General features: G+C 76.6%; 12 protein-coding genes. 6 read left to right on the forward strand and 6 right to left on the reverse strand.

The features are described from left to right. Positions 1-700, forward strand: a 700-nt coding sequence (locus LG632_RS05115) for a glycosyltransferase family 9 protein (RefSeq protein WP_226725563.1), incomplete at its 5' end; no start/stop codon positions are given. Positions 701-801: 101 nt separating this feature from the next. Here the strand turns inward: LG632_RS05115 and LG632_RS05120 are convergent. Next, entirely contained in the window at positions 802-2,268 is a 1,467-nt protein-coding gene (locus tag LG632_RS05120; protein ID WP_226725564.1) for an MFS transporter, read from the reverse strand. Between the two features lie 563 nt (positions 2,269-2,831). On the opposite strand from LG632_RS05120, the gene LG632_RS05125 reads away from it, so the two are divergent. Beyond that, complete coding sequence (locus LG632_RS05125) at positions 2,832-3,578, forward strand: SDR family oxidoreductase (RefSeq protein WP_226725566.1); 747 nt, start codon at positions 2,832-2,834, stop codon at positions 3,576-3,578. An 89-nt stretch (positions 3,579-3,667) separates the two neighbouring features. Here the strand turns inward: LG632_RS05125 and LG632_RS05130 are convergent, their stop codons facing one another. The 3 genes from LG632_RS05130 to LG632_RS05140 all read right to left on the reverse strand — a co-directional run bounded on the left by LG632_RS05130 (position 3,668) and on the right by LG632_RS05140 (position 5,822). Beyond that, positions 3,668-4,456, reverse strand: a complete 789-nt coding sequence (locus tag LG632_RS05130; protein WP_226725568.1) for a GAF and ANTAR domain-containing protein — start codon at positions 4,454-4,456, stop codon at positions 3,668-3,670. Further along, entirely contained in the window at positions 4,453-5,211 is a 759-nt protein-coding gene (locus LG632_RS05135) for a GAF and ANTAR domain-containing protein (RefSeq protein ID WP_226725570.1), read from the reverse strand. Before LG632_RS05135 ends, LG632_RS05130 begins: the two co-directional genes overlap by 4 nt. A gap of 182 nt (positions 5,212-5,393) precedes the next feature. After that, positions 5,394-5,822: a helix-turn-helix transcriptional regulator gene (locus tag LG632_RS05140; RefSeq protein WP_226725572.1), complete on the reverse strand. Its 429-nt coding sequence runs from the start codon at positions 5,820-5,822 to the stop codon at positions 5,394-5,396. Positions 5,823-6,013: 191 nt separating this feature from the next. On the opposite strand from LG632_RS05140, the gene LG632_RS30145 reads away from it, so the two are divergent. Then, positions 6,014-6,982, forward strand: a complete 969-nt coding sequence (locus LG632_RS30145) for an STAS domain-containing protein (RefSeq protein ID WP_264201432.1) — start codon at positions 6,014-6,016, stop codon at positions 6,980-6,982. Between the two features lie 230 nt (positions 6,983-7,212). Continuing rightward, on the forward strand, positions 7,213-8,247 hold the full coding sequence (locus tag LG632_RS05150) for a helix-turn-helix domain-containing protein (protein ID WP_226725573.1): 1,035 nt from the start codon (positions 7,213-7,215) through the stop codon (positions 8,245-8,247). Between the two features lie 51 nt (positions 8,248-8,298). On the opposite strand, the gene LG632_RS05155 is transcribed toward LG632_RS05150, so the two are convergent. Then, complete coding sequence (locus LG632_RS05155) at positions 8,299-8,793, reverse strand: flavin reductase family protein (protein WP_226725574.1); 495 nt, start codon at positions 8,791-8,793, stop codon at positions 8,299-8,301. A gap of 118 nt (positions 8,794-8,911) precedes the next feature. Between LG632_RS05155 and LG632_RS05160 the strand changes: the two genes are divergently transcribed. Then, the gene (locus LG632_RS05160) at positions 8,912-9,943 is read left to right on the forward strand and encodes a Rieske (2Fe-2S) protein (protein WP_226725576.1); all 1,032 of its coding nucleotides are present in this window, start codon (positions 8,912-8,914) and stop codon (positions 9,941-9,943) included. Between the two features lie 215 nt (positions 9,944-10,158). After that, positions 10,159-11,097, forward strand: coding sequence for an amidohydrolase family protein (locus LG632_RS05165; protein WP_226725579.1), 939 nt, complete (start codon positions 10,159-10,161; stop codon positions 11,095-11,097). A 72-nt stretch (positions 11,098-11,169) separates the two neighbouring features. Here LG632_RS05165 and LG632_RS05170 read toward each other — a convergent pair whose 3' ends face one another. Beyond that, positions 11,170-12,471 carry a M48 family metallopeptidase gene (locus LG632_RS05170; protein ID WP_226725580.1) on the reverse strand — a complete coding sequence of 434 codons (1,302 nt, stop codon included), beginning with the start codon at positions 12,469-12,471 and terminating at the stop codon, positions 11,170-11,172. Between the last annotated feature and the right edge of the window lie 156 nt (positions 12,472-12,627).

Consider the following 12,627-nt stretch of genomic DNA (forward strand, 5'->3'; position numbering starts at 1 on the left):
GGCGGGGCTGCGCCCGCGCCGGCTGTTCGTGTTCGCCCCGCCCGGCCGGCCCGGGTGGCAGGGCCCGCGCTGGCGGGCCGACGAGCACGAACGGGAGCGGTGGTGCCGGCTGCTGCGCTGGTACGGGCTCCACGCGGACCCCGGGGACCTGCGCCTGCCGCCGCCGGCGGTGCCGTCCCCGCTGCCGGGGGCGGTCGTGCTCCACCCGGGAGCGGACGCGGCGGCCCGCCGCTGGCCCGCCGAACGCTTCGCGGCGGTGGCGCGGGCGCTGGCGCGCGAGGGCCACCGGGTGGCGGTGGTCGCCGGGAAGGGCGAGGCGGCGGTGGCGGGACGGGTGGCCGAGATCGCCGGGCTGGGCCCGGGGGCGGTGCTGGGCGGCTCGCACGACCTGCCCTTCGGCCGGCTGGCGGCGGTCGTGGCGCACGCCCGGTGCGTGGTGGCCGGCGACAGCGGCGTGGCCCATCTCGCCTCGGCCCTGGGGACGCCGTCCGTCCTGCTGTTCGGGCCGGTGGCGCCGCGGCTGTGGGGGCCGCCGCCGGACGGCCCGCACCGCGTGCTGTGGCACCCGGCCCCGTCCGACGATCCCTTGCGCCCCGGAGACGCCCACGGCCGCCTCCCCGACCCCCGACTCCTGCGCATCACGGTGCCGGAAGTACTGACGGCCCTCCACACCCTGCCGCCACCGGACCCGCGGCCCTGACGCGTCCCGGTCGGGCCCGGCCGCCGGCGCCACGGCCCTGGCACTCGGCCCGGGCCCGGACGGGACCAGGACGGGCCCTGCTCACCGGCGCGGCCCTGGGGTCAGGCCAGGGCCGGGACCGCCACGGGGTCGGACGGTGCGGTGGGGGCCGGAGCGACCGGCGCCGGGACGACGGTGCGCGCGAGGACCGGTCCGACCGGCGCCTGCGCGGCGGGCTGCCGGGGTGCGGGGACGGCGGGCCGGGCGCCGAAGTGGCGGCCGAGGGCCGGCCGGCCCGCGGAGTGGCGGCGGTGGGCGAGGCGGCCCGCGCCGATCGCCGCGGCGATCACGAGGCCGCCCAGGACCAGGGCCGCGCGGACGCCCAGGAACTCCATCAGCAGCCCCAGCGTCGGCGGGGCGGCCAGCCCCCAGCCGGTCCGCACGGTGGACCAGGCGCCCAGCACCCGGCCCCGCATCCGGGCCGGCGGATCGGTCTGCAGCAGTGTGGACTGGGCGGTGTCGCCCACGGATTCGGCGACCGCCATCGGCAGGACGAGGACCAGCAGCAGCGCCAGCGACGGGACCAGACCGGCGAGCACCTGGAGCAGCGCGCCCGCGACGGTGAGCAGGGCGACGAGCCGCACGCCGGGACTGCGCAGCCGGGCACCCAGGACGGCGCCCACGATCCCGCCCGCCGCGAGCGTGGTGGAGACCCACGAGAACGAGGCGGCGTCCCCGGCCAGGGGCCCGGTGACCAGCACCACCAGGGTCAGCGAGTAGTTCCGGCCGAAGAGGGCGCTGACGGCGTTCATCGCGGCGAGCGCCACCAGCCGCGGCCGGCCGAGGAAGTACCGCAGGCCCGCCCGTACGCCCGGGGCGTCCTCCTGGAGCGCCCCCGAGGGCGCCGGGACCGGCGCCTCCGCGGCGGCCGGGAGGGCACCCGGGGCGGGCCTGAGGAAGGGGATCACACCGGCCACGAACAGGAACGACAGCCCGTTGACGGCATAGGCGGCCGCCGTGCCGAACGCCGCCACGGTCACACCGGCCAGCGCGGCGCCGACGAGCCGTCCGGCGCTGTGCACGAGCGAGCCGACCCCGATGGCCGAGGGCACGTCCTGGGCGGGCACGAGACCGTTGCCGAGCAGCGAGCAGGCCGGTCCGTCCACGGTGGCGACGACACCGGTGACGACGGCCAGGGCCATGAGCGCGGGCAGGTTCAGCAGGTCCAGGGCGACGAGCAGGCAGGTCGTGAACGCGACGGCCGCCAGCAGGGCCTGGCAGACGGTGGCGGTGATCTTGTGGGACCAGCGGTCGACGACCGCTCCCCCGGCCAGTCCGAGCAGCAGGCCCGGGGCCGCCTGGAGGGACACCGACAGTCCGGTGACCGCTGCCGACCCGGTGATCTGGAGGACCAGCAGGTTCTGCACCGTCAGCTGGGTCCAGGTGCCGATGTTGGAGACGAAGTTGGCGGCGGCCCACCACCGCATGCCGCGGTGGCGCAGGGCCCGCCACGGCGAGCGGTCGGAGGACGGGGCAGCGGCGGGAGCCGGGGCGGGGGTGGTGCTGGAGGCGGAGGCAGGCGCAGGCATGGTGGAGGGCACGGCGGTACCGGGGAAGGGGGCGTGGGGCGGGGAGGGGAGGATGCGGTGCGGCACGGCCGGCACCCGCCGCGGTCGGCAGGGGGCTCACGGACGCGATCGTCCCGTCCGGTCCATGCTGGCAGAACCGCACCGGCCCGTGGCCGTGACCGCGCTCACCCCGGCCTCCGGTCGTACCGAACGTGGGTGGTCCCAGGGGCGGTTGGACTTCTCGTGGGCTTGCTCACACCCGGCCCCCACCGGCGAACGGCGCCCCCGCCCGAGCCCGACCCTCGCCCGGCCCGAGCCCTGTCCCCGCTTCCGCCCGGTCCCCGCCACGCCCCGGCCGCGGACCACCGCGCACGGACCGGCCCCGGCCCGGGCACGCTCGGCCGAGGCCCGCGCCCGGTGCGGCCGAAGCCCGCGCCCGGTCCGCCGGGCGCGCGCGTGTGGCCTACCCCCGCGTGCCCGCCGCGCGCCCGCGCGCCAGAGTGGGAGGGCGGAGACGGCCGACGCGCGCCCGCGCCCGTTCGGCGCCCCTTTCCGTGTACGGCGACGAAAGGCTCGTGATCCTCATGGACGGTTCCACGCGGCTCGACCTGCGCGGCAAGCAGGCCCTGGTGACCGGCGGCGCGCGCGGCCTGGGCGCCTCGATCTGCCGGCGCCTCGCCGGCGCAGGGGCGGAGGTCCTGGTGGCCGACGTACGGCGGGACCTCGCGGAGGAGCTGTGCGAGGCGCTGACGGCCCGGGGCGAGCGGGCCCGCTACGTGAGCGTCGACGTCCAGGAGCCGACGCAGGTGGCGGAGGTGTTCCGCGGCCTGGACGCGTCGGACCAGGGCCTGGACATCCTCGTGAACTGCGCCGCGGTCGACGTGTCGAAGTCGGCCGAGCACCTGACGGCGGACGAGGTGACCCGGGTGGTCTCCACCAACCTGCTGGGCCCGATGTACCTGTGCCTGGAGGCGTACCGCCGCATGGTGTCCCGGGGCAGCGGCCACATCGTCAACATCCTGTCCACCGCGGCCAACCGCACCTGGACGGAGGCCGGCCCCTACTCGGCGAGCAAGTCGGGCCTGCGCGCGTTCACGCACACGCTGTTCAAGGAGGCGCAGCGGGACTGCCTGGGCATCGGGATCACGGGGGTGATCGCCGGCGGCATGGAGACCGCGTTCATCATGGAGCGCTTCCCGGACACCGACGTCTCCCTGCTGCAACGGCCCGACATCGTGGCCGACACGGTGATGTACGCCCTGTCCGTGCCGGGCGGCAGCGCGGTGCCGGAAGTGGTGATCGTCCCGCGCCGGGAGACCTCCTGGCCCTGATCGCGGCTTCGTGACCCGGGCGGTGCCGCCCGGCGGTCCACCCGGCCCCGGCACCGGCCACCGGCCCGGGGCCCGCTACCGGCTACCGGCTACGTCTCGGGTGTCTCCGCCCGGGCCACGACGTCGGAGGGCGCCAGGGTGCGGTCCACCAGCGCCCGGACGATCGCGACCAGGGACGCGCCGCGCGCGGCCGCGTAGCGGCGCAGGAGGTCGGTGGCCGCGGCGACGGGCACGTGGGCGTGGTGGGCGATCATGCCCTTGGCGATCTCCAGGGCGTTCCTGTAGGCGATGGCCGCCTGGGTCTTGATCAGGACCTCTCCGTCACCCGCCGGGTCCGCGCTCCAGTGCAGCAGGGAGAGCGCGGCGGAGTCGGCGAGGGCCTGGGCGAGTCCGGCGTCGGCCGGGGGGATCGGCCCGGCCTCGCGGCGGAAGAGGTTGAGCGCGCCGATGGTCGACGAGTGCAGGCGCAGCGGGACGGTGCAGGTGGACCGGTAGCCGAGGGCCGGCGCCGCCCCGGCGAGGTCGGGCCAGCGGTCCCGCTCGGCGTCGAGATCCGCCACCGTGAGCGGGGCACCTACGCGGTAGCAGTCGACGCAGGGTCCCTCCCCGGTCAGCAACTGCAGCAGTTCCAGTCCGGCGGCGTCCTCCGGCGAGGCGGCCATGATCCGCATCCCGCCCCGCGCGTCGGCCACCAGCACGCCCCCCGCGTCCGCGTCGAGCAGGGCGATGCACTGGGAGACGAGCTCGTCGAAGAGGCGCAAGGGGTCGAACCCGGGCGCCAGGGTGTCAGCCAGACGGACGAACGCCCTGGCCAGTCTTTGCTCGCGGGTCATCTCGATCGCCTGCTTCCCGTCGCGTGCGCGCGCGTGCCCGGTCATTTCTCCAGGAAATCCGTGGTGCGATGGATCACTTCACGGGCGACCTCGGTCGCCGTGCGGCCTTCCCGGAAGGCCCGCGCCCGCAGCAGGGCCTGCGCCTCGTCGGCGCCCAGGCCCAGTTGGGACATGATCATTCCGGTCGCTTGGTACACCTCGGTGTGGTAGTTCTCCGCGTCGTGGAGCCAGGCCGCGACGCCCTCCCCGGCCGTGGGGCTGTGGTCGAAGGAGGCGAGCAGCACGGTCACGGCGTCGGCGGCGCGCAGGGCCGTCCGCAAGTCGGACGCGCCGAGCGTGCCGGGGGTCTCCCGGTAGAGGTCCATCGTGCCGAGGACCACCGTGGAACGGCCCAGCGGCAGCGAGTACACCGCCCGTGCGCCCGCTTCGACGGCCTGCGGGGCGAACAGCGGCCAGCGGCGGGCGTCCGAGCCCTGGGCCAGGTCCGGGGCCAGTACGGGGGCGAAGACCTCCGCCGCCCGGACCCCGGGGCCCTCGCCCAAGGTGAACTGGATCTCGGCGAGTCGGCTCGCGGTCTGGTCACTCGCGCAGAGCACCGTCGCGTAGTTTCCGTCGCCCGTCAGACTGATCGCCAGCCCTTTCACGGGCAGGATGCCGAGCACGGCGCTGCACAGCCGGGACGGCAGCAGCGGGGAGGGGACGCCGTCCAGGGCCCTGATCAGCCTCCGCACGATGTCACCCGGCGCCCCGTGGACCGCGCCGCCTTCCGGGTCTCCCGGAACCGGCGCATTCTGCGGCATCGAGGGTCACCTCCCACCGCCGACGCCCGGCCTCGTCCTTGATCTCCACCGTACCTGCAACGCCGTCAGCTCCCGTGTCGGCCGGGGGAGGCCGCGGAGGCCGCGGCGTTCGCCTTCCTGTACGGCCCCTGCCTCGTCCCACCGCCCCTGCCCCCGCAGCCGGGCCGCATGCCGGCGTACGGTCACGCGTCGGGGTCGAACGCGGCCTCGGTCCCGGTCCCGGGCTCGGGCTCGGGCTCGGGCTCGGGCTCGGGGCGAGGGTCCGCGTCGGTGCCCGCCTCCGGGGCGTGGCCCGCGGGGGCCGCCGGTGGGCGGCCGGAGAGGAGGTCGAGGAGTCCGGCGACCTCGTGGCCGGCTTCGGCCGGGTGGCGGAAGTGGGCTCCCGGGACGATGGCGTAGCGGTTGCGGCGGCCGTCGGCGGCCCGGTCGCGCAGCAGGTATCCGTCCTTCTCCAGGTCGGCGACGATCGCCAGCACGGTCCGCTCGGTCAGCCCGCAGGCCGCCGCCACGTCCCGGACCCGGACTCCCGGGTCCCGGGAGATGGCCACCAGCACGCGGGCATGACTGGTGAGGAACGTCCAGCGGGGCCGACCCTCGTCCCTCGGAGGCATGTCAACCACTATGTCCCGTTTCTACGCAAAAAGATCACCTGTTCTGATTTTCACGTAAATCTTGACGTATAGTCCACTCCTGCTGAAAATCAACCTCGGAGCCCAGTGTTCAGGTTTGCCTTGGAGACGCCATGGCTACCTCCGGAGAAGCCCGAGTCCCCCGTGAGCCGGAGCGCTTTCCCGACGGGCCGATGGACATCAGCGTCCGCCGCGAGGGGCCCGATCGGGCCGCCGTGCAGGTGTCGGGCGAGGTCGACGTCAGCCGTGCCCCCGAGCTGCGCCGGACCCTCCTGGCCGCCGTCGACGCCTGCCCCGGCGGCATCAGCCTGGACGTCATGATGGCCACCTTCCGGGACTGCTCCGGCCTGAACGCGCTGCTCGACGTGGACCGCGCGGCCGCGGAACGGCACCGGCCGCTGAAGATCACCGCCGCACCGGCGGTCCAGCGCCTGCTGACGGTGGCCGGAGCGGGAGCCGGCCCCGAGGCGCCAGCGGGCACGGGCACGGCGTCGGGCTCGGGCCCGGGGACACCAGCGGGCACGGGCACGGGCATGGGCACGGGCACGGGCACGGGAACGGCAGCGGGCTCGGGGCCGAGCGCGGGAGGAGACGCGGGCGCGTTCGCCGGAGCCGGTTCGACAGACCGCCGCCCGGCGGACCGCCACCCCGCAGGCCGCGACCCCGTCGAGCGGGCCGAGCGGGGGCCGGCAGCCGCCGCCGGTCCGGCCCTGCCCGAGCACCGCGCCGGGCGGCATTTCGCCGTGCGCAAGGTCCGTCTGGAGCTTCCGGGCGCCGAGGACGGCCGGTGCGTGGTGTTCCTGGAGGGCCTGGTGGAACCGTCAGACGCGTCCGCCTTCAGGAACGCCCTGGCCGGCGCCGACCCGGGCGAACCGGCCTACGTCGTGGAACTCAGCGGGCTGGACCTGATGACGCCGACCGCGCTCACCGTGCTGACGGACCTGGGCCGCACCCTGGCCGGCCGGGGCCGACGGCTGGTGCTGACCGGCCACCGCCGGCTCACCGACCCCGTCGTCCAGCACAGCCGTTCGGCGGGCGTGGTGGAGGTCCACGCGACCCTGGACCGGGCCCTGGTCTCGGCCGCCCCGCGGCCGCCCGGCCCCCGCCCCAGGGGCGAACCGGCCGGCGAGGCCGGGCAGTGAGGGCCGGCGGCCGCTGCGGCGGAGTCCCGGCGGAGTCCCCGAGGGCTGAACCCCGCCGGGCCGGGTAGGCGCCGACCAGACGCGAGGAATCGCGCAGCGAGTGCGGCGGCAGCCGCGCGTCCTGCGCCGCCGGGCGGGGTCGTCTCTCACCACCGACGGGGCGGCCGTGCGCGCACCCCCGCCGGCCCCTCCCATCAGCCGCCCTCGACGGTCACAGGAACAGGGGACCGATGACGACCGCCCGTACCTCGCCCGCCCACCCGTCCTCTCCCCTCCAGGTCACCCGGCAGAGCTTCGCCACCCGCGACACCGCGACGGCCTGCGCCTTCCTCAGCGTCGCCTACGCCTGCCGGGTCGCGCCCCTCCCCGAGGCCGCGGCGGGGGCCGGCGCCCTCGCCGGGGCCGTGGCCCTGCGCCACGGCCGGCTCGACGGCGGCGCGTACCAGCTGGACGAGGTCGCGCTCGACGGCGCGCTCGCCGTCGAACCCGACCTGGACCACCAGGTGCTGATCGTCCAGGCCCGCCGGGGCGAGGCCGCCACGACCCCCGGCTGCCCGCTCGACTCCGGCCGTCCCTTCGTCACCGCGCCGGCCACCGCGCCCCACCGGCTGGCGGCCCGTTCGGCGGTGCTGGAGGTGACGGCGCTGACCGTGCCGCTGCTGCGGCGGACCGCGCCGTACCCCCTCGATCGGCAGCCGGTGCACGTCCGCTTCACCTCCGCCGAGGCGGGCGACGCGGAGGGCGAGCGGTTGTGGCGCAGCACGTGCGCCTACGCCCGCAGCGTCCTGCTGACCACCACGACCGCCGTCCCGCCGCTACTGGTGGCCGAGACTGGTCGGATGCTGGCCGCGGTAGCCCTCGCCGTCTTCCCCAACAACCTCACCGGCCTGCCGTACCCCGCCGACGGGCTCGACGCCGACGGGCTCGACGCCGACGCCACGCCGGACGCGCTGCGCCGCGCGATGGTCTTCATCGAGGAGAACGCGCACGCCGACATCGGCCTGGGCCACGTAGCGGCGGCCGCGCACGTCACACCGCGCGCCCTCCAGTACGCCTTCCGGCGCCATGCCGGCACCACTCCCCTGGCCCACCTGCGCGCGGTCCGCCTGGAGCGCGCCCACCAGGAGCTGCTCGCCGCCGAACCCTCCCTCGGGGCGACCGTGACGGCCGTCGCCGCGCGGTGGGGCTTCGCGCACATGGGCCGGTTCGCCGCCGCGTACCGCGGGGCGTACGGCGTCCACCCGAGCGTCACCCTGCACGCGTAACGTGACGCCGGACGACCGGCCGACCGGAGGTCCCGCGGGCGGGCGGCGCCCTCACGCCGGGTGACCGGCCCGCAGGTCCCGTACGTCGCCGTACCGCAGCGGCGGCACCGCCGGCTCGGCGGCGGCCGGGGACTGCTCGACCGGCACGAGCAGGAAGCCCTCGTGGTCGCCGCCCACGACGACCGCCTCGATCCGGCCGGTGAACCAGTGCGCCACCGCCGCCAGCACCGGGCTGCCGTCCCGGCCCGGCCGCCAGCCGATCCCCGCGAACTTGTCCTCGTCGTCCCCCGTACGGCCGCCGAAGAGCCGCGCCAGGGCCTCCTGGTCCCGGCGCAGCAGGTGCACGGTGAGGTACCGGGCCCGGCGTGCCACCTCGTAGGTGTGGTTCGCGACCGACAGCCACACGACGAACCGCGGCGGTTCGATCGAGCACTGCGAGGCGAATCCGACCAGGCATCCGGCCCGGCGGCCGGCCGAGGCGGCGGTGACGACGTACAGCGGTCCGTCCTGGGCGACGGCGAAGGTGCCGAGGTCTGGTTCCGGCATCGTCCCTCCTGGTGTTCCGTACGGCCGGCCCCTGCCCGGGTGCGGGGCCGCCATGCGCGGTCGGCCGTACGCCGTCGCGCCGCACATACGGCCGACGGCCCGGGGTAGACGCGCGCCCATGGACATCCACCGCGAGACGACGCACCGTACGACGTCACACCGCATGGCCAAGGCCCTCGGGACCCTGCACCACCGCACGAGCCCGGACGGCGCGACCTCCCCCGGCCCGGGGCCGGTCCTCACTGCGGTGGAACGGCTCGAACAGGCCTCGCAGGCCGACCCCTTGATCGAGCTGCTCCGCCGCGCCGTGCGGGCCGTACCGCTGGGACCGGCGCGGGACCTGCTCCACGGCCGTCCGCTCGGGCATCCGGCGCATCCCCTGCTCGTCCAGGTGCCCATCGGGACCTGGCTCTCGGCGGCCGTGCTGGACCTGCTCCCCGGGCAGCGCGCCGCCGCGCACGTCCTGATCGGGACGGGGCTGGCCGCGGCGGCGCCCGCGGCCGCGGCGGGCTGGGCCGACTGGGCGGAGCTGCCGCCCGAGCAGGCCCGTACCGGCCTGGTCCACGCCCTCGGCAACACCACGGCGATCGCGCTCTACACGGCCTCCTTCGTCGCCCGGGCGCGGGGCCGGACCCTGCGCGGCAAGGCGCTGGCGCTGGCCGGGCTCGCCACGGTGGGCGCGGCGGGCGCGCTCGGCGGCCATCTGGCCTACCGCCAGGCGGCCGGGGCCAATCACGCCGAACAGGTCGAGCACCTGGTCCGGGACGGCTGGCACCACCTCGGCTCGCTGGCCGGTTTCCCCCTGGGCCGGGCGACCCGGGCCCGCGTCGACGGGGTGGACGTCCTGGTGGTCCGCGAGGACGACGGCACGGTCCGCGCGCTGGCCGACCGCTGCGCCCACATGGGCGGTCCGCTGTCCGAGGGCGAGATCGCGGACGGCTGCGTCCGCTGCCCCTGGCACGGCAGCGTGTTCCGGCTGTCGGACGGCTGGAACGTCCGGGGCCCGGCGACGGCCCCGCAGCCGGCGTTCGAGACGCGCGTCGTCGACGGCCGGGTCGAGGCACGGCTGCGCCACGACCACGACCCGCGCCGGCGCCGCCGTACGACCGGACCGGTGACGGCACGGGCCGCGGGGGCCGGCGAGACCTGACCTCCGCGGGCCGCCGCGACCCGCCGGGTACGGGGGCCGGTCCATCGCGGCATGCCCGTACGCAGGGACGCACGTCCGCCACGCCGACCCGGTCGGCGCAACCGACGCGGGCGACGGAGAGCCGAGCGCCCCGGGGCGGCCCCGACCGCATACCGTCGGCCGTCACGGGCCGAGGGCCGCAGGCCGACCCCATCAGGCGGGAGACGCGCACGACCATGAGCGGATGCGTACGGATCGACGTCCACCAGCACGTCGTCCCGCCCGGGCGCGCCCGGGCGATCGCCGATCGCGCGGCCGCCCTCGGCTGGCCCGTGCCCGCCTGGGACCGGCGCAGCGCCCTGGCGATGATGGACCGCCGCTCGATCGCCACGGGGATCCTCTCGTACGCGGCCCCGCTCGCCGCGCCCGGCGACGTCGCGGGCGCGCGTGCGGCGGCCCGGGAGGTGAACGACTTCACCGCGGAGGAGGTCAAGGACCGGCCCGACCGCTTCGGGCACTTCGCCGTCCTGCCGCTGCCGGACGTCGAGGGGGCCCTCGCGGAGGCCGTCCGCGCCCTGGACGAACTGGCCGCCGACGGGGTGATGGTGCTGTCCAACGCCGAGGGCCGCTATCTCGGTGACCGGGAGTTCGAGCCGCTGTGGGCCGAGCTGGAGGGGCGTGGGGCGGTGGTCCTCGTCCACCCGACCGCGCCGCCGGGCCCGATGGTCCCGGGCCTGCCCAGTCCCCTGGTGGACTTCCCGTCCGACACGGCCCGTACGGCGTTGCACCTGGCGCTGGCGGGAGTCCCGGGCCGCTTTCCCCGGCTGAAGATCATCCTGCCGCACGCCGGCGGCTTCCTGCCGTACGCCGCCCACCGCTTCGCGGCCGCGGCCCGGCTCCGCCCGGACGCGGAGCCCGGCGACCTCCTCGCCGACCTGCGCCGCTTCTACTTCGACACGGCCTTCTGCGCCGGCCCGGCCTCCCTGCCCTCGCTGCTCGCCTTCGCCGCACCCGGCCACGTCCTGTACGGCAGCGACTTCCCGATGGTCCCCGAGGACTGGTGCAGCGGCTTCGACGACGACCTGGACGCTTATCCGCACTGGCAGGACGGCCAACTCCACGCCGTCCACCGCGCCAACGCCGAACGCCTGCTCCCCCGCCTCGCCACGCCCTGACGACCACGCACCCGGCACCAGCGACGGCCCTCTCGCCGAGCCGGGCCACGCAGCGGCCGCCGGTCTCCCGGCTCAGCCCGCCCGCTCCCGGATGATCCGGCGGGCCACGGCCGCCCGGGCGGCCGCCAGTTCCGCCGTGACCGCTGCCGCGCGGTGCTCGTCGTAGGTGACCTGGGCCGGCAGGGGGTCGCCCAGGGACAGGCACTGCCGCCGCAGGTGCGTCGGCGGGTGGGTGTCGTCCACGCTGTGGCCGCGGCGCGCGGCGACCCGGGACAACCGCTCGCGCTCGTGGCCCGGTACGGACGCGGCGTGCGCGGCGATCCGCTCCCACAGGCCCTGCTCCGCGGCCTCCCGGGCGGCACGTCCGCCCTTGCCGCCGGTCATCTGCGCCGCCACCGATTCGCGGCGCAGCTCCGCCTCGATCGATTCCGCGACGAGGAGGCGGTCCATGAGCGCCACGGCACCCTCGGTGGAGCCGGCGCGCGCCGCGCTCCGGTCGGCCTGGTACTCGGCGCGCTGGGCGGCGCGCAGCGTCAGCCGGTCGAGCAGGACCAGCAGGGCGTACGTCGCACAGCGGGGCAGGAACGCCACGGCGTTGAACAACGAGTCCCACACGGTGTGTCCGGGGCTGGGGGCCAAGGTGCGCAGCCACAGGAGCAGCGAGCGCAGCGCCCCGTGCACGACCAGCCCGTGCCGGACGTCCCCATGGGCGAAGTGGCCGAGCTCGTGGCCGAGCAGGGCGACCCGTTCGCGGGGGCCGAGGACCTCCCACAGGCCGAGGCCGAGCGTCAGCACCCGGCGCCGGCGCGGACCGTACGCCGTCACGGCGGCGTTGACCGTGCCGTCCACGACCACCGCGTGCACCCCGGCGGTGCCGGTGACGGCGGCGACCTCGTCGATCAGCTCGAACAGCCGCGGCGCGTCGGCCCGGTGGAGCACCGGGCCGTGCTGCGGCAGCCGGCCCAGCCGGGGCCGTAGGACGACGGCCACGACGAGCAGCACGAGGCCCTCGACCGGCTGGACCGCGGTGCCCCACCCGAGCACGATCAGGAGGAGCCCGGCCACCGCCAGCGCCAGGGTGACGCCGTGCACCGCCAGGGCGAGCGCGAGGGCCAGGAGCGCCGACGCGTCCCGGCGCGGCCGTCCCGGGTCCCCGCCGGCCGTCTCGGCGGCAAGTTGCTCACCGTGTCGCCGGGCCAGCCGGCGGCGGAACGCGGCGAGCCGGCCCGGCTCGGGTTCGGCGGCGCCCGGGTCGACGTTCCAGTCGCAGGCCGCGCACCAGACGACGAACCGCTCGTCGGTGGCGGTGAGCGCCTCCCCGCACTCGGGACACAGCTGCCCCTGAACGGGTCCGGCTGCCAGGTCGTGCTCCATGATCCCCTCCCTCGCGGCCCTCCCCAGGCCGCGGCCGGAGCAGCGTAGCGGACCGGTACGACACAGCTAAGTATCTTGACGTCGAGATTGATGTCCGGCAGGCTTCCGCAGGTATCTCGATGTCGAGATACCTCGTACGGGGAGACGGAGGCGGCC

Source organism: Streptomyces antimicrobicus (assembly GCF_020532625.1).
Taxonomy (GTDB): Bacteria; Actinomycetota; Actinomycetes; order Streptomycetales; family Streptomycetaceae; genus Streptomyces; species Streptomyces antimicrobicus.

What these genes read in the sequence shown, in the direction of transcription:
- LG632_RS30145 (WP_264201432.1), top strand. Translation starts at nt 6,014, where the DNA reads ATGGACATCAGCGTCCGCCGCGAGGGGCCCGATCGGGCCGCCGTGCAG.
- LG632_RS05160 (WP_226725576.1), top strand. Translation starts at nt 8,912, where the DNA reads ATGGACATCCACCGCGAGACGACGCACCGTACGACGTCACACCGCATG.
- LG632_RS05170 (WP_226725580.1), bottom strand. Translation starts at nt 12,471, where the DNA reads ATGGAGCACGACCTGGCAGCCGGACCCGTTCAGGGGCAGCTGTGTCCC.
- LG632_RS05165 (WP_226725579.1), top strand. Translation starts at nt 10,159, where the DNA reads ATGAGCGGATGCGTACGGATCGACGTCCACCAGCACGTCGTCCCGCCC.
- LG632_RS05125 (WP_226725566.1), top strand. Translation starts at nt 2,832, where the DNA reads ATGGACGGTTCCACGCGGCTCGACCTGCGCGGCAAGCAGGCCCTGGTG.
- LG632_RS05135 (WP_226725570.1), bottom strand. Translation starts at nt 5,211, where the DNA reads ATGCCGCAGAATGCGCCGGTTCCGGGAGACCCGGAAGGCGGCGCGGTC.
- LG632_RS05130 (WP_226725568.1), bottom strand. Translation starts at nt 4,456, where the DNA reads ATGACCGGGCACGCGCGCGCACGCGACGGGAAGCAGGCGATCGAGATG.
- LG632_RS05120 (WP_226725564.1), bottom strand. Translation starts at nt 2,268, where the DNA reads ATGCCTGCGCCTGCCTCCGCCTCCAGCACCACCCCCGCCCCGGCTCCC.
- LG632_RS05150 (WP_226725573.1), top strand. Translation starts at nt 7,213, where the DNA reads ATGACGACCGCCCGTACCTCGCCCGCCCACCCGTCCTCTCCCCTCCAG.
- LG632_RS05140 (WP_226725572.1), bottom strand. Translation starts at nt 5,822, where the DNA reads ATGCCTCCGAGGGACGAGGGTCGGCCCCGCTGGACGTTCCTCACCAGT.
- LG632_RS05155 (WP_226725574.1), bottom strand. Translation starts at nt 8,793, where the DNA reads ATGCCGGAACCAGACCTCGGCACCTTCGCCGTCGCCCAGGACGGACCG.